The sequence below is a fragment of the Vibrio sp. T11.5 genome, assembly GCF_027587155.1.
GTDB lineage: Bacteria > Pseudomonadota > Gammaproteobacteria > Enterobacterales > Vibrionaceae > Vibrio > Vibrio neptunius.
Map to the genome: position 1 here is coordinate 84,854 of NZ_JAPPTP010000005.1, position 17,164 is coordinate 102,017.

Consider the following 17,164-nt stretch of genomic DNA (forward strand, 5'->3'; position numbering starts at 1 on the left):
CTATTTAAAGTATGTGGCTGACTAGCCACAAGTTTGTCCGCCTATCGCGTCGTTGAACCTTTCAGGGTTGCTCCGTCAAGCGCCTAATAGTTTCTTCGTCGCTACAGCCGAGGACGCGGTGTCGACGGTATAAAGTAAATTTACTCCTGCCGTCGTGACTGCTTGCGCAGTAATGTTTGCTTGTTGCTGCGCTGCCGTTGCGTTATGTGCCGCATTAGCAAGTGCTTGTGAAGTTGCTTGGAACAAGTTGCCCATTGCTGTTGCTGGGGCTGTACCAAGTACTTCGACATTCGCCTGAGTTACCGAATCGGTGATCTGGCTATTAACTGCTGTTGGAAACGCCATTTAAGATCTCCTTACCCTTAACTCTGCTTTAAGCTGTCTAGGATGTCTTTGGTTGCTATGCCTGTTGATGCCGTATCAATGGAGTACAAGGTTGTGACGCCCATTGTGGTTGCAGCTTGTGCGGTAATTGCTGCTTGCTGCTGCGCCATAGTGGCGTTGTGAGCTGCGTTACCCAATGCCTGTGAAGTCGCTTGGAATAGATTGCCCATCGACATGGCTGGTGCGTCGCCAAGTACTTTAACGTTTGCTTGTGTGACCGAATCTGTGACTTGGTCGTTTACTGCGGTTGGGAATGCCATAGTGCTATCCTTTTCAATGGTGTTACTGATAGTTCGCTAACAAACTAGGGTTAAGAACCTAGCCCGGCAACGGGTTTCTTACGGGGAGTAAGAATTGCTTTTGTCCCCATTGCGGTGCTGGCGGTATCGATCGAGTAGAGCGTTGTTACACCCATCGTTGTCGCCGCTTGCGACGTGATACCAGATTGTTGCTGAGCTAGTGTGGCATTGTGTGCCGCATTGCCTAATGCCTGTGATGTCGCCTGAAAAAGGTTACCCATCGACATTGCTGGTGCATCACCTAATACCTTCACATTCGCCTGTGTGACTGAGTCTGTGATTTGGTCGTTAACCGCTGTCGGAAAAGCCATATTGTTTGCCTCGCTTTGTTTGTTCAATCTTCACTGTGTTTACTGCGCGTTTGAAATTGAATGCCGCTGTAATTTCAAACGATATGAATAGGTTAATCGCCCGATGACAAATAAAATTGGTCAAGCTTATGCTCCGTTTGGTAGCAAGCATTCAACCATTGGTAGAATCTATTTTTACGGGATTAAACGCGTTTCTGTATGCAGTAATGGATGCGAGAGATCGTCCACCAATGCTAAAAGTTCTGGGCTAGATTGGTCATGGTGAAACTGATCTCGGTAGACTCCGGGACTCACGCCTACAGTGGCTTTGAACTTGCGCACAAAAAAGCTAAGGTCTGAAAATCCGACGTCGTCACATACTTGGGTTACGTGCCTATTGGGGTTTTCTGAAAGAATTTCCATCGCCTTAACTATTCGTAATCGAAGCAGTACTTGCTTAAATGACATACCTAAATACACTTTGAACAGATATGACAAGTGCGAAGGGCTCATACAGGCATGCCCTGCCAACTCTTCCATTGTTAGCGGCGTTTTGAAGTTATGGTAAAGGTGGCTTATCGCTTTGTTTAGGCCAGGGTGGCTTTTGGGGCTCCCTTCAAGCTGAGTTTCGTTGGTATTTTCATTTATGTTAAATGAACTGTCAGTCAAAAGTGGTGCCTGCGCGTTGATACGGGCTTGATTATCAATTTTTAAATAAGGCTTACGCGCTCTTCCATTTATGGTAGTAACAGTAGTTGAAGTTTCGCTTGTCGGCTCATCGCTAACCATAGTCGGAAAACAGTTGAGTAATACCTCACGATTAATAATGGTTGACTCAGCTTGTATCGCTAATTTATCTAGACATCGCTTTAACTGTTTTACGTTACCTGGCCAGGCGTAGTTATTTAAAACCTGCCATGCACTCTCCTGAATAGACAAGCGCTCAATTTGAGGATCAGATTGTTGATAGTATTGCACCAAGGCTTCTATATCTTGCTCTCTTTCAGCCAGCGTGGGCAATCGAATATTTAAACAATGGTAATGCAACCACCTCAGTAATAAGTTATCGTCTCTGTCACTTTCTCTTCCTCCGTTATCCTGTTCTAAAAAAGGTAATTCTGTTGTACTCGCTATAAGGCGTACATTGGTATTTAAGCTATCAAAGCGCTGCCATGCAGCTTTTAATGCACGTGCGTTGTCGTTGGTTAACGCGTCAACATTGGCAATGTAGACACTCCCCCCTTGTGCTTTTTTGACCTGTTCGTCTAACTTGTCGGTGAGGTTTTCATCATTTAATAACTTACAACATACACAAACAAATGGAGCAGTTCTTCTCTCACTACTTTCGTGTAATGCTTTGGCAGCAATTCGTTTTCCCGTACCACTCTGTCCAAGTATAAGGACCGGTATTTGACTTGCTGCCATTGATGCTATGCGCTGATTAGTCAACTGTATAAATGCGCTATCGCCAACCCATAAGCTATTGAAAGATAGGTATTCTTCTGTTTTTACTTTCATTCCATTCATGGTTATTTCTCCATTATTGTATTCGTTACTGGAGAAGCAATACGTGTTTATTCTGCCAGAGCGTTAAATAAACCAACTGCATTACGTCTCTGGGAAAAAATTAACCAAGTGGAGCGATTAAAAACGGATCACATTCGGATCAGTTACGACACCTGACTGAGACTATTGAACTCACCTTGCCTCTCTTTAGTTACGTGTATCTGGAGTGCTTCCCATATAATTTTATGTTGGAACTTGTAGGAATCGGTTAATGGATGAAGAAAACCAACAGACACTAATTTTTGTAGTTGCCGAATTCCGGTTACCTTACAACTCATTAAGTACTGATCAATCTCATCCAATTCGATGGTTAAACCAATAGCAACTAAAAAGTAGAGAAGTTTGGTTTCAATCGTATCGAGAAGCTCCATCATTCTTTGAACCCACTCAATCACTTCGAATGGCACTGTTTCATTGGAACATTGGGATGTGAGTAGGGCTTTTAGTATTCGAGGGTTACCTTCTGAACGAGAAATCGCTATCGATTTGTGTGAAGGAGATGTAACCTTTTTCGGTTGACTAAGTGATATCGAATCTGCCAAGGCGACTAGGTTCGAGTGATCTAACAATGTTAGCGGAATTAAGTATGTTCCTGGTAATTGATAGGGGGCTGTTGAAAAGTGTAAGGAGCACGTCACTCCCAAAAGGATAAATATAGGGAGGTTTTGTGTGTGCTCTATTAACAGCTGGACGACACAGGCCTGACGAGATCCAAGACTCTGTAGCCCGTCAATGACCAATATTGAAGTTCCTGTTTCCTTTAAGCGCTGAATAAGAACCATTAAAACCAGTACGTCAACTTCGTTACGTCTATAGTCTGATAGTCCATCTAATGCGGCGGATTCTGCTCTACTTAAATACAACCCCATCAGCCGTAACATATGAAAGTAAACTATAGGGCTCTTAACAACTTTTTTGAGGTTTGATCGAATAACGTCGCTATCCAATTCTTGTGGCAGGTGCAAAACCGCACGAATCAACTGCTCAAAGAGCTGGGATTCGTTCGTTACACTTATATATAAATTGCATTTTTTATCGACATTAATGCTACGTAAAAAGTGAGAGATTAAATTTGTTTTCCCCACCCCTTGCATTCCATACACACACGCACTTTGTCCTCGCTCTGCAGCTAAATGGTGCACAAACCTAAGTTGGCTCAGCTCATGGGTACGGCCGACACAAGGGAAAACTTCAGGATAATTCTGAACAGTGTATTCCAAAAGCGAAGGCGACACGTCATCAAGCAGTTCTCCTACCGTCACATTGAAAAAACAAGCTAAGCTTGCAACTGTTCTATATAAAATGTTCTTCCCAGCTTCCGCTCGTTTTATTGAACCAATCGATACGGCTAGCCGACGCTCTCTACACTTGTCAGCTAATTTCTCTTGGCTCAATCCATTTTTTTCTTAATTGCTTTAATAAAAGGCTATTTAATGGCACCCGACCATACTGTGTTTTATTCATTTATATCATCCAGTTAATATCAAAATTGATATAAAACTTCACCTATTTAATCGACACAACTGAAACAGGCGATAATGGTGATAGTTGCATATTACCATTACAATTATGCAACTGAGATTTCATTTATTTACATGGATGCTTGACTCTCGGCATAATATAATTTTCTTACTAATCAATGCCGTTAACAAATTTCAAAGCCTAACATTAACTCTATGACAAAACTGCCTTACTCGAAATATCTCGACCAAGACAATAACTTCATTTAAGAATGGGATTCATCGAAAAAGTACGCATACAGTTTACGCTAGATAAGCGATTACAATATTGCCTGGATTCAAACCGGAAGTTATGCCACTTGTGCTGTGATTGTTGATTCACTGATTGAAGAAGAATCAAGAGAAGCTGAGCTACAAAAGCAGCAAGCTTAAGCGCTGATTTCAGGTAATAAAAAGCCCGGCTAGTAACCTAGCCGGGCTTTTTGGTGATGTGTCTATTACAAGAAGTGGAATGTCGCGTTTAGCGAGAAGTTTTTCACATCGTCTTCTTTCATATTGAATACGCTGTAGCTCGCACCGAGAGAAATTGGGCCCATAACGAAATACTCCGCACCAACACCGTACATTACGTCGATTTCATCCTCATTAAAACCGCCATCGGCTTTTAGATCGTAAGAATGAAGTCCGCCTTTTGCGTAAACATGCAACGGGCCAAAATCAAGACTTGGCTTCGCTGCGAAGTAAATGGAAGAACCCGTTAGGTTAGTTTTAATACCTGAATAATCCACACGGTCATAATCACCGAGGTTTTGATAGCCAGCCTCGAGACCGATAAAAGGCAAAATACCTGTACCGACATGTACATTATATGTCGTTGTTGACTCACCCCCTAAGTCGCCTTGACCTACACTTGCACTGCCGTAGATCCATGAGTCTGCTGATGCTGTTGCTGATGCACCTAATAATGCTAGTGCGAGTAGTGTCTTTTTCATATTAACCTTCTTTGTTTTCGCTTAGCAGAGGCTACCGCGGCAATCCTCTGCCAATTCCAGTCAAAATTTTGTTATGTCTAAATTCTAATGCAATTTATATACCTAGCAATCGTCAATCGCGTTTTTCACGCGTTTGTCCGATACTGGGTATGGTGTGCCTAACTGCTGAGCAAAATAGCTCACGCGCAGCTCCTCAAGCATCCAGCGTACTTCTTTGACGTCATCTGGTACAGCCATTCCTTTCGGAATTTTGTTGAGTAACTCTTTATAGTCATTGGCCACCGATTCAATTTTCAGCATGTGCAGACGATCCTTATTCGGATCGATCGGCAATTTCTCCATACGACGCTCAATCGCTTTCATGTAACGCAATATATCTGGAAGACGCTTCCAACCACACTCCGTTGCAAATCCTTTGAAGATCAGTCCTTCAATCTGAGCTTTGATATCTGACAAAGCAAAAGCCATGGTGAAATCTATCTTACCCTTTAGCTTTTTATTAATACTGAACGCAGTCGTCAAAATTGTCTCAACTTGTTTTGCAATATCAACAACAGTATCGCCGAGCTCAGCACGCACGTGTTCTTTAAGCTGCTCGAACTGCTCAGGCTGCCATACTAGCCCACCCTTCTCTTCAATAAGCTTATCGACGCCACACGCGATACAGTCATCAATCAAGTCGAGTACTTTGCCATAAGGGTTAAAGTAAAGACCCAGCTTAGACTTGTTCGGCAAATTACTATGTAGATATTTTATCGGAGACGGCACGTTAAGCAAAACCAAACGACGCTGACCCGCTTTCATCGCTGAAACCTGTTCTTGCTCTGTCTCGTAAAGCTTTATTTCGACGCTGTCTTTGCTATCTACAATCGCCGGATACGCTTTCACGTCATAGCCGCCACGTTTCTGTTGATACACTTTTGGCAACTCACCAAAGCTCCAAGTATGAAGACCTTGTTGCTCGATATCGTCATCCGCCACTTTCGACAGGGTTTCCTGCACTTTGTCTTTCAAGCTCTCTTTTAGCTCATGAAGATCGCGGTTTTCTTTGAGCTTTCGATTTCTGTGATCGACAGCCCGAAATGTCACTTTAAGGTGATCTTGAACCTGATCGAGATTCCAATCGTCACGCAACACTTCCACGCCCGTCATCCGACGAAGCTCTTTTTCTAAAGCATCAAGTAAAGGCGCTTCCATTGGCGTTGCACGAGCTAAAAACGCATCTGCATAGTTAGGCGCAGGCACGAAATTCTTACGAATCGTCTTCGGCAGTGATTTGATCAGGCTAACAACCAGTTCATGACGCAGTCCTGGAATTTGCCAGTCGAAACCAGCTTGTTCAACCTGATTCAATATAGGCAAAGGTAAGTGAACAGTCACACCATCATTATCTTCACCCGGCTCAAACTGGTAACTCAGTTTCAATTTAAGACCATTTTGGTGCCAGAAGTTAGGGTAATCCAGATCCGTAACATGGCTCGCGTCACCCTTAAACAGCATCTCTTTTTCAAAGTTCAGTAGTTCGCTGTTCTCTTTGGACGCCTTCTTCCACCAAGTATCAAAATGGCGGCCTGAGACTACTTCTGTCCCAACTCGTTGGTCATAAAAGTCTGCCAACTCGTCATCGTCAACCAAAATATCACGCCGACGGGACTTGTGTTCCAGCTCTTCTACTTCTTGGAGAAGCTTGCGATTCTGTTTGAAGAAGGCATGCTTGGTATCCCATTCACCTTCAACGAGGGCACTGCGGATAAAAATCTCTCGACTCACTGACGCATCAATGCTGCCATAGTTTACTAAACGCTTAGGCACAATCGGAATACCATACAGCATCACCTTTTCGTGTGCCATAACGGCAGCACGTTTTTTCGACCAGTGTGGTTCACTGTAACTACGTTTAATGAGATGCTTCGCCAGCGGTTCAACCCATTCAGGTTGGACCTTGGCAATTATACGTCCCCATAGCTTAGAAGTTTCCACAAGCTCGGCCGACACAATCCATTTAGGCTGTTTCTTAAACAAGCCTGATGCAGGGAAAATATGGAATCTTGCGTTGCGCGCCCCTTGGTACTCATTTTTCTCTTGGTCTTTCATACCAACATGAGAGAGCAAACCGACCAAAATCGCGCTGTGAGTCGCTTGATAACTGGCGGGCTCATCGTTGAGCTTGAAATCCATTTCACGCATAGACTGGTGAATCTGGAAATAGACGTCCTGCCACTCACGCACCCGCAAATAATTTAGGTAATCTTGCTTACACTGTTTGCGGAACTGATTGCCTGTTAATGCCTTTTGCTGCTTCTGAACGTAATCCCACAAGTTAACAAACGTCAGGAAATCAGACTCTTCATGGAAGAAACGCTTGTGTTTATCATCTGACGACTGCTGTTTATCGCTCGGCCTCTCTCTTGGATCTTGAATCGACAGTGCTGAAGCAATAACCATCACTTCTTTCAATGCGCCATATTTTGGCGCTTCAAGAACCATACGAGCTAAACGCGGATCAATCGGTAAGCGGGCCAACTGGCGACCAATCGACGTCAAACGCTTTTTAGGATCTTTCGCATTTTCATTGATCGCTCCCAGCTCTTCCAACAGTCGCACACCGTCTTGAATATTGCGTTTGTCGGGCGCTTCAACGAACGGGAAAGCTTGAATGTCGCCTAAACCCAGCGCTGTCATCTGGAGAATAACCGATGCTAGGTTAGTACGAAGAATTTCTGGGTCCGTAAACTCTGGGCGAGATTCAAAATCCTCTTCCGAATACAACCGAATACAGATACCTTCCTCAACACGACCACAACGACCTTTACGCTGGTTGGCACTCGCCTGAGAAACAGGTTCAATCGGCAGACGTTGTACTTTGGTTCGATAGCTGTAGCGACTGATACGTGCTGTACCCGGGTCAATAACATACTTGATGCCCGGTACTGTCAGAGAGGTTTCAGCAACGTTGGTCGCCAATACGATTCTCCGCCCAGCATGAGGCTGAAATATTTTATTCTGTTCACCCGCTGAGAGGCGTGCATACAAAGGAACAATTTCAGTGCTTTTGAGATTGCGTTTTGCTAATGCATCCGCAGTGTCTCGAATTTCTCGCTCACCGTTCATGAAGATCAGGATATCGCCCAAGCCTTCATCACACAGTTCATCAACCGCTTCAAAAATACCTTCTAGCTGATCGCGATCGACATCATCATCACCACGCAGCGGGCGGTATCGTGTCTCTACTGGATAAGTACGACCAGACACTTCAATAATAGGAGCATCACTAAAGTGTTTCGAGAATCGCTCGGGATCAATGGTCGCGGAAGTGATGATCACTTTCAGGTCTGGGCGACGCGGCAAAAGCTCTTTGAGGTAACCGAGAATGAAATCGATGTTGAGGCTGCGCTCATGCGCTTCATCAATAATGATGGTGTCGTACTGATTTAAGAAGCGATCGTGCTGGATTTCAGCCAACAAAATACCGTCGGTCATCAGTTTAATTTGGGTATTGTCTGAGATCTGATCGTTAAATCGAACCTTATAGCCAACAAACTCACCTAACTTGGTTTCCATTTCTTCAGCGATACGATTCGCCACCGAACGCGCCGCCAAACGTCTTGGTTGAGTATGACCAATCAAGCCATACTGACCACGTCCAAGTTCAGCACAGATCTTTGGCAGTTGAGTCGTTTTACCTGAGCCAGTTTCACCGGCAACGATAACCACTTGGTTGTTTTCTATCGCCTGTGCAATGTCATCTCTTTTCTGGCTAACAGGCAGAATTTCTGGGTATTCAATGGTGGGTTTATAACTGGCTCTTTGCTCTACATCCATCATAGACTTGGCAATATCGAGTGCAATTTCATCAAATACCGCATGACGGGAGGCTTCTTTCTTGATTTTGCTCGCGCCCGAAATACGCTTGCTCAAACGAAATCTGTCCTTGAGCATACACTGATTCAATGCCTTGCGAAGAGAGGCGGCGTTGTTAGCCTGCGTTTTATCTTCGGCGACGGGATTTTTTTCTGGCTGTGACGAAGTCAAAGCGTTACCTATTCTTTTCACTACATAAAACTGTCACCGATTGTATCACAGTCGCTATAGCAAATGTCTCAATGCAAAATGCAAATTTTTCTTGAGAAAAAGCCCTTGCTAAAATACAAGTGCACTCAAACCATCAACACACGAGCATTAACCCCAACAATGGGGCCAATACAGTGTATTTTATGAACTTTGGAGTAGAAGAAAATACTCATTTTGCCCCAGTTTGCAACAAACTGGCGGCTTTACTCAAAAAGCAAACTGCACATAGAGGCTGTTGTAGTTACTGCCCCCTTTAATACGTCCGTATTGAGAAGCTTGCTCGAAGATCGCGCTGCGGTGATGCAGTGAGTACCCAATCCACATATTGTTCAAAGCATGGTTGTTTATTAAATCACCAACATTCACATCAAAAGAGAAATCGAGATAGTTGAGTAAATTGCTCGCATTGTAGCCTTTCGAGTCCATCTCAGTTTGCTCGATATAGGTGATGCTATCAATAAACGACATACCCTCTGCGAAGCCAAATCGCCATTGAGTTGGCCAGTCGAAAGTATAATAAGCCTTTATCGCCGCAACATATTCTGTACCGGCAGATTGCACCTCTGAAGACCAGTGATGAACAATACCTGGTGTAAAATAGATGTCCAACGGCACACCAAACAACTCATCGGTCAATGGGTGTCCATAAAAGAAAGACGTCATCTGGTTATTGTATGGGTCTTTCTGTGTGTTGAGGTTGATGATTTCACCAATGTTTGACGGCGTTGCCCAGCCGTGCGCTATTCTGAAGTAACGTTTGTTCTTGAGCTCAGACTTTGGAGCTTTAGATTGATCATTGAAGAAACCAAAACCAATATAAAATTCACCTTGATAGCGTTCTTCAACCGTCCTTGAATGGTAAGTATTGCTATCCAAACGCGTTACGCTGGTAGCACCGAGCAGATAGAGATTAGAATAGACGTGATAACGAGCATCGATACCCAGATTAAGGTCCACACCACCACCGACCTTTTCGCCAGTAATGTCTGAGAAGGTGTAATACTGGCTATTGAAGTCTGCCTCTTTATAGCGTAGGCGGACATGAGGCTTCAGTGCCCAGTCTCCGTATTCAAGCTCCCCTGAGATACGTAAATTACTGTGAAAACGAAATTCATCATCAGCCATCAATTCAGCATCGAAATACCAATTCTCATCGAAGAAATAACGTAGTTGACCACCAAAATCGACCGCATCCCCCCCATTAGAGTTTTGCTCTGAAGAAGGAATATCTACGAAACGAAGCCGCATCAACGCACTGAGCTGAATAGCTTCATCCTCTGGCTTATAAAGATAAGCTCCGCCCTGCAAGCCTTCGACAAATACATGCTCGTTCTGAAAGAACATCATAGGAACAAAGGTACCAACTGTCTGGTCATTGTTACCCGTGTAAAAAGGGATAGAGGCCATACGATACACAGCCGCAATACCCCAATCCTGTTCACTGATACTGGTTTCTTCTTCGGCTAGCGCAGAAAAACTGATATTACTCGCGGCCAACATCATCAGTGCCAACTGTCTATTTATGTTACTCATTTTTGTCCAAAACTGACTGAACGACGCAAATTCTCACCAATCGATAAAGTTAATAGTTATCTTTAAGCTCAATTCACCGTTAATATAAGAGTATATGTTCGCCTAAATCCAGTAATTGTGAAAGCATCAGATTTAAAGAAACTACTCGACGCGCTACCTGAAGACCAGAACCCTAACATTGTCACGGGTGAAGAATGGCTGCCTGAACGGCTGGTCAACACGCACCTCGATGATGAGATGCTGTTCTTGGAGTTTGATAACGCCCCAGAAGAAACCCAAGGTGAAGACGAAGGTCGAGGCTTTGTTGAGCATGAAATTGCTATGATTCGTCAACGATTCGAACAAATTCTTGACGAAAGCTCCGATACAAAAACCAAAGCAGATGCTATGCTGGCGCTCTTTCTTATGGGCCATGAAATGTCGAGCTCTGAAATTATCGAAATCATGGAAGACCCTGAAGTGCCTAAGGATCCAACAGACAACTAATGAAACTGACTCCTGAACTCCCCTTCCTACTTGCTGGCCCGATATTAAGAAAATCCACTACCAAAGAGCTTGTCTTCTGGCTGGTCACAAGTCGTCCTCTTGAAGGCCAATTTGTCCTTCATCACGAACCAGACCATGGGGTGATATTTCAGGACAACCTCAGCCACTGCCATCAAATTCAGGTCGGAAGTCGCTGTTTTGTCACCTTGGCACATTTCAAACATAACTTCCCATCTGACGTTGCGCTCAGTTACGAATTTGAAACTCAGCTAGGCCCGCTTAGTCAGCTGTGTCCACATTTGCTGTACAAGGATGAAGAAAAACTCACGTTTAAGATTTCAACTAAAGCAGATTACGTCCTGCATGGCTCCTGTCGTAATCCACACCACCCAAGTAAAGACGCACTAGTCAGCATGGATACAAAAATAGCGGCTCAGTCACTAGATGACCGACCAGACATGTTGGTTATGAGCGGCGATCAGATCTATGCCGATCATGTTGCAGGTCCTATGTTGGACGTTATCCTTCAAACCATCGATATGCTTGGCTTACCTTGTGAATCATTCAATAACGCGCCGATTGAGTCCGCACAAGACTTGTACGCGCATCCAGAATGTTTCTACGGGCGGGATACAATATTACCCCACTATGTGGATGACGGTTATTGGTTAACCAAATTGTTCCCCAAGCGGCATGCGCCAATTTTTAGTTCTCGAGAGAGTGAAAACCACCTGATCACCTTTGCTGAGTTTTTCGCCATGTACATTCTGGTTTGGTCGCCAACACTCTGGCCGTGTCTCAACCTGACACGCTTGCTCGACAAGGCGTTCACCCACAGTGGCAAAGTATTGTCGCCCAAATGGCAACAACAATGGCGCGAAGAAAAGCACATACTGGATGAGTTCATTGAGGGCTTACCACAGGTTCAGAGACTATTTGCCCACGTTCCGACTTACATGATTTTTGATGATCACGATGTCACAGATGACTGGAACCTGACGGTCGGGTGGGAAAAAGCGGCATACAGCAATCCGTTTTCCAACCGAATTATTGGTAACGGGTTAATTGCTTACTGGTTATGTCAAGGCTGGGGGAATGAACCGAATAACTTCAATGATGAATTTTTATCTGTCGCTCTTGAGTATTTCATCAACCCCACAGCAAAACACCAAGATGATTTCATCCGATATCTTTACAGCTTTGAAAGGTGGCACTATACGATTCATACCTCGCCTAAGGTTGTCGTGTTGGACACCCGAACTCGAAGGTGGCGCTCAGAATCCCGAATGAACAAACCATCTGGCCTGATGGACTGGGAAGCTCTGATTGAGTTTCAACAAGAACTGATGCATCAAGACAAAGTCATTGTAGTGTCCGCCGCACCGATGTTCGGTGTCAAATTTATCGAAGCGCTGCAAAAAGGCATGACAAATCTCGGTCAACCACTGGTGATAGATGCAGAGAACTGGATGGCCCACCCTGGGAGCGCGAACACGCTCCTGAGTATTTTCACGCACACCAAAACACCGACCAACTTTGTGATTTTGTCAGGTGACGTGCATTATTCGTTTGCTTATGACATTAAATTGCGTTTCCGACGCTCCAGCCCCAACATCTATCAGATCACATCGAGCGGGTTCAAGAACCAGTTTCCTGAGCCACTTTTGGCAATATGTGATCATATGGATAGATTGCTTTACTCACCTCGCTCTGTCCTTAACTTTCTGACCAAACGAAAGCGCCTGAAAATCAAAAAGCGCGATCCCAACACGAAAGGAGTACGCCGTTTGGTCAATACCAGTGCGATTGGCGAGCTGAAACTTGACAACCATGGAAAGCCTGTACGCATATCTATATTGACGGGTGACGGTAGAGAAATTGATTTCCCACCCATAAAGGAAAAGTAATCTTTTTGTAAAAACACTTGTGCTCGCTTCATAGAATCACTATCTATAGAAATAGGAACAAATTTTGAGGCGCATCACATGTTGAATTCAATCACTACTCTGTTTAAGCAACTCATCGATGGTCAGGATCTAGGAAACCACGTGGGCAGCGATCCAAATCTCGCCATCGCTTGTTTGCTTTGCGAAGTCGCCGGAGCAGACCATCAAATCCATCAAGCAGAGACTGAAGCCAAACTGCTGCTCATGACAAAATTGCTGCTTTTAAGCAACGAAGAAGCCGCAGCGCTACTTGAGCGCGCAGAAGCAAAGAGCAAAGCGTCCGCCTCCCTTTATGAATTCACTTCTCAACTGAGAGAACTTGGTCAAGAAACCCGCTTCGATTTAATCAAAGCCATGTGGGAGGTTGCTCATGCCGACGGCGAGATTGACCCATTGGAAGAGGCCGTCATTCGCAAAACAGCAGAACTATTGTATGTCGATCATAGTGAATTTATTCGTGCCAAATTGCAGATAGTTGAAGGGAATAGCGAGTAATTTTCTTTTCATAGGGTGAATTTATTTTCTCTCCAGTTCTACCTGTGAAACGAAAAAGGATACGTTGACTGTCACCTTTAGTTTAATCAGCCGAATCCAATAAGCTTTACTTCATACTCTCTAGGACATTACAACTTCAACATCACACCGAGCTTAGTCATAAAACTTCGATAATGTACACTGCTATCAGAAAGGCTCTAAAGTCAAAAAAGGGAGCCTAAGTTCCCTTTTTACATCTCTCTTTTATCACAGCATCGTCAATGCTAATTTGGCGAGGTTATACGCGTCAACGTACCCAGAATGCTGCCGCCCTTCCCACTCAATATTTTGCGCTTCCTGAGCGGCTTTATGGCCAATGCGTTTATCTTTGAGGCGGTGTTGAACGCGATACAAAGTGGCTAAGTTGATGAATTCTTTAAACGGCATCTCAATACCTTTGTCTTGGCATTCTTGCGCCAAGATAAGATCATCCCGCCCCCATGATGCATAAATCTTATTCGCGCCGCCAAAGTTCTTGATCATCGACTTCAATACTTCTTCAAGCGGGCGGCCTTGCTTTTCAATTTTACGTGGCGTAATGCCGGTGAGCTGCGAACAAAACAGGGAGACTTCATCCTGTTCGGGTTTGACATAGTACTGGGCACGCTTGACGATCTCACCTTTCACAAGATCGATTTCTGCCAGCCCGACTTCGATGATTTCACCCGTAGTACCGACACCGTTTTCATTCCAACAGCACATTTCCAGATCGAAACAAACTATACGGTTATGGTTCATTGTTCGCCTATGTTTAGTATTTTGATAAAGCGCCGAATTCTACCTCAGTTGAGATCAAAACTCGAATACCACTGAATTGATTGAGCAGATCTTCTGCAATTTTCTGTCAAACTGCCCAGTCATTTGGTTAACTTACCTATAGTGTGACTAAAAGTGACTAAAAACAAATCAATCAGGCCTGTTAGCGGCTCTTTTCTGAAGGCCTGTAGACTTGAATGTGATAATATTTGCCCCAATTTAACCCAATAATTACGACAATAGCAGTAAAAGTGTGACTGCTATTTCTTCCATCAATTAAGAGAAATCTCATGACGTTCGATTTACAAATGATCCCTCAAACGTTCGATATGCTGCACGCTGGCCTGACGGCTTCAAGCGTCCTTTTACTTCTGATTGCGGTTTCGCGCAAATCTAAAGTCGTCGAAAAAGTGGTTGAGAAACCTGTTGAGAAAATCGTCGAAGTTGAAAAGCCTGTCGAGAAGATCGTTGAAGTAGAGAAAGTGGTCGAAGTTGAAAAAGTGATTGAGAAAGTCGTGGAAGTGGAATCAAAGCTTGCTACAGCTTCTACCGACTCAGCCATGCAGCTACTATCAATCATGCAGCAAGAAGCTCGCCTGATTGACTTCCTGAAAGAAGACCTGACATCGTTCTCAGACGAAGATGTCGGCGCTGCGGCGCGTGTTATTCATACCGGCGGTCAGAAGGTACTGAACGACTACGTGAGCCTTGAGCACATCCGTGATGAGGATGAAGAAACACGCGTTACTATTGAAGAAGGCTTTAACTCGCAAGAGGTTCGCTTAACGGGTAACGTGACAGGCAGTGCGCCATTTAATGGCACTCTGGTTCATAAAGGCTGGAAAGCGCGCGAAATGAACCTTCCAAAACTGGCTGAAAACTACGATGCTACCGTCATTGCGCCTGCTGAGGTTGAGCTGTAATGGAAAACCTGAACACCATTCAGGCTGAAACGCCAAAGTTTAGCGTTGGTATCGACTTAGGTACCACACACTGCGTACTGTCTTACGTGGATACATCGAACGAAGACTCGCGTGTTGAAGTCATGTCGATTTCTCAGCTGACCGCACCGGGCACCGTAGAAACTCGCAACCAGCTAGGCTCGTTCCTGTATCAACCACACGAGCACGAGATGAACCCTTCAGCTCGTGTATTGCCTTGGTCATCTGAGCCTAAAGCCCTAGTGGGTGCAATCGCTCGCAACCTTGGTTCAAAAACTCCGATCCGCCTTGTAGCAAGTGCAAAGTCTTGGCTTTGCCACGCTGGTGTCAACCGACGTGATGCGTTCCTTCCTGCTGGCAGCCCGGAAGAAGTAGAGAAAGTGTCTCCGCTTCGCGCAACAGAGCTGTACCTTGAACATCTCAAAGATGCGTGGAACCACACTCATCCCAGCGACCCGCTTTCAGAGCAAGACGTGACAATTACCGTACCGGCATCTTTTGATCCTGCGGCTCGTGATTTAACCGCTGAAGCTGCACGCAATGTTGGCTTAACTCATCTAACACTGTTAGAAGAACCTCAGGCGGCTCTATACAACTGGATCGACAATAGCGATGACAAATGGCGTGATGAAGTCGAAGTTGGCGACATCGTGCTGGTTGTCGATATCGGTGGCGGTACCACGGACCTTTCTCTAGTTGAAGTTACTGAAGATGAAGGTAACTTGACACTAAACCGTATCGCAGTAGGTGAACACATCCTACTCGGCGGTGACAACATGGACCTTGCCCTTGCGTACCGCTTGAAGATGAAGCTAGCGCAAGATGGTAAAGAGCTACAACCATGGCAAGTTCAGGCCATGACGCACGCCTGTCGTGACGCTAAAGAAGCACTATTGAACGACAGCGAACTTCAGTCAGTGCCAATCGTAGTACCAAGTCGCGGCTCTAAACTGCTTGGCGCAACCTTGAAGACGGAACTGACGCAAGAAGAAGTTCAGCAAACACTGGTGGACGGTTTCTTCCCGAAAGTTGCCGTTACTGAGCATCCAGTTCAGCGTAATCGCGGCGCTCTGACTCAAATGGGTCTTCCGTATGCGCAAGATGCAGGGATTACACGACACATCGCTGCGTTCCTTGCAAAGCAGGCTAATGCTCAAGGTGGAGAAAGCGCTTCAACCGAGTTCAATCCATTTGCTGGAATGCCAGGCATGGGCGGCGCTGAAGCACCTTCAGCCGACTTTATCAAGCCAACAGCCATTTTGTTCAACGGTGGCGTTTTAAAATCTGACCTGCTGGCGAATCGCCTTGAAGAAACCATCAATGAGTGGTTGATAGACGCTAATGCTGAAATGGCTCAACGTCTAACGGGTGTGGATTTGGATCTGGCGGTGGCAAGTGGCGCTTCTTACTATGGCTCTGTACGTCGCGGCCAAGGTGTGCGAATTCGCGGTGGCATTGCATCAAGCTACTATGTAGGCATCGAGAGTGCTATGCCAGCCATTCCGGGCATGGCTCCACCAATGGAAGCTCTGTGTGTGGCACCATTTGGTATGGAAGAAGGCTCTGCGGTTGAAGTACCAAGTCAGGAATTTGGTCTTATCATCGGCCAACCAGTAAACTTCCAGTTCTTTGGTTCAACAGTCCGTCGTGAAGACGCCGCAGGTACACACCTTGACCACTGGGGCCCTGATGAATTGGAGGAGCTACCAGAGATTCAGGTTACTCTACCTGTCTCTGAAGGTCGCCGTGAAGGTGAAGTAGTGCCAGTTACCCTAGCCTCTCGCGTGACAGAACTTGGTACGCTTTACTTAGAAGCCATTGCCGCAGATAACGGTCAAAAATGGCATGTTGAGTTTGATGTACGCGAAGACGCAAAAAGCGACTCAAACGAAGAAGAATAAATAAA

Annotated in this window: 14 protein-coding genes and 1 pseudogene; 6 read left to right on the top strand and 9 right to left on the bottom strand. The window is 45.0% G+C overall.

Annotated features, from left to right (window positions below; translation table 11 throughout):
• Positions 1 to 75: 75 nt before the first annotated feature.
• The 5 genes from OH455_RS07460 to OH455_RS07480 form a co-directional block, all read right to left on the bottom strand.
• Entirely contained in the window at positions 76 to 345 is a 270-nt protein-coding gene (locus OH455_RS07460; RefSeq protein WP_038162421.1) for a RebB family R body protein, read from the bottom strand.
• A gap of 17 nt (positions 346 to 362) precedes the next feature.
• Complete coding sequence (locus OH455_RS07465; RefSeq protein WP_038162420.1) at positions 363 to 644, bottom strand: RebB family R body protein; 282 nt, start codon at positions 642 to 644, stop codon at positions 363 to 365.
• Positions 645 to 694: 50 nt separating this feature from the next.
• A complete protein-coding gene (locus OH455_RS07470; protein WP_038162418.1) occupies positions 695 to 994 on the bottom strand; it encodes a RebB family R body protein in 300 nt (99 codons plus the stop codon).
• Between the two features lie 174 nt (positions 995 to 1,168).
• Positions 1,169 to 2,500, bottom strand: a complete 1,332-nt coding sequence (locus OH455_RS07475; protein WP_269980940.1) for a helix-turn-helix domain-containing protein — start codon at positions 2,498 to 2,500, stop codon at positions 1,169 to 1,171.
• Positions 2,501 to 2,643: 143 nt separating this feature from the next.
• Positions 2,644 to 3,933, bottom strand: coding sequence for an ATP-binding protein (locus OH455_RS07480; RefSeq protein ID WP_269980941.1), 1,290 nt, complete (start codon positions 3,931 to 3,933; stop codon positions 2,644 to 2,646).
• Between the two features lie 420 nt (positions 3,934 to 4,353).
• Here OH455_RS07480 and OH455_RS23400 point away from each other — a divergent pair.
• Positions 4,354 to 4,431, top strand: a pseudogene (locus OH455_RS23400) (dicarboxylate/amino acid:cation symporter); the annotation flags it as partial.
• Between the two features lie 65 nt (positions 4,432 to 4,496).
• Here the strand turns inward: OH455_RS23400 and OH455_RS07485 are convergent.
• From OH455_RS07485 to OH455_RS07495, 3 genes are all read right to left on the bottom strand, one after another.
• On the bottom strand, positions 4,497 to 4,991 hold the full coding sequence (locus OH455_RS07485) for an outer membrane beta-barrel protein (protein WP_045974494.1): 495 nt from the start codon (positions 4,989 to 4,991) through the stop codon (positions 4,497 to 4,499).
• Positions 4,992 to 5,093: 102 nt separating this feature from the next.
• Positions 5,094 to 9,023, bottom strand: a complete 3,930-nt coding sequence (gene hrpA, locus OH455_RS07490) for an ATP-dependent RNA helicase HrpA (RefSeq protein ID WP_045974495.1) — start codon at positions 9,021 to 9,023, stop codon at positions 5,094 to 5,096.
• Between the two features lie 246 nt (positions 9,024 to 9,269).
• On the bottom strand, positions 9,270 to 10,595 hold the full coding sequence (locus tag OH455_RS07495) for a MipA/OmpV family protein (RefSeq protein WP_443088590.1): 1,326 nt from the start codon (positions 10,593 to 10,595) through the stop codon (positions 9,270 to 9,272).
• A 117-nt stretch (positions 10,596 to 10,712) separates the two neighbouring features.
• Between OH455_RS07495 and OH455_RS07500 the strand changes: the two genes are divergently transcribed.
• The 3 genes from OH455_RS07500 (at position 10,713) to OH455_RS07510 (ending at position 13,522) form a co-directional block, all read left to right on the top strand.
• Positions 10,713 to 11,081, top strand: coding sequence for a hypothetical protein (locus OH455_RS07500; protein ID WP_045974497.1), 369 nt, complete (start codon positions 10,713 to 10,715; stop codon positions 11,079 to 11,081).
• Positions 11,081 to 12,988 carry an alkaline phosphatase family protein gene (locus OH455_RS07505; protein WP_269980942.1) on the top strand — a complete coding sequence of 636 codons (1,908 nt, stop codon included), beginning with the start codon at positions 11,081 to 11,083 and terminating at the stop codon, positions 12,986 to 12,988. The genes OH455_RS07500 and OH455_RS07505 overlap by 1 nt, the downstream gene beginning before the upstream one ends.
• Positions 12,989 to 13,066: 78 nt before the next feature.
• Entirely contained in the window at positions 13,067 to 13,522 is a 456-nt protein-coding gene (locus OH455_RS07510) for a tellurite resistance TerB family protein (RefSeq protein ID WP_045974499.1), read from the top strand.
• A gap of 246 nt (positions 13,523 to 13,768) precedes the next feature.
• Here the strand turns inward: OH455_RS07510 and OH455_RS07515 are convergent, their stop codons facing one another.
• Positions 13,769 to 14,299 (bottom strand): 3'-5' exonuclease, encoded by a 531-nt coding sequence (locus tag OH455_RS07515; protein WP_095560921.1) that lies wholly within the window; start codon positions 14,297 to 14,299, stop codon positions 13,769 to 13,771.
• A gap of 308 nt (positions 14,300 to 14,607) precedes the next feature.
• On the opposite strand from OH455_RS07515, the gene OH455_RS07520 reads away from it, so the two are divergent.
• Together OH455_RS07520 and OH455_RS07525 are read left to right on the top strand one after the other, a co-directional pair.
• On the top strand, positions 14,608 to 15,240 hold the full coding sequence (locus OH455_RS07520; protein ID WP_045974501.1) for a DUF2760 domain-containing protein: 633 nt from the start codon (positions 14,608 to 14,610) through the stop codon (positions 15,238 to 15,240).
• Entirely contained in the window at positions 15,240 to 17,159 is a 1,920-nt protein-coding gene (locus OH455_RS07525; protein ID WP_269980943.1) for an Hsp70 family protein, read from the top strand. Before OH455_RS07520 ends, OH455_RS07525 begins: the two co-directional genes overlap by 1 nt.
• Positions 17,160 to 17,164: the final 5 nt, after the last annotated feature.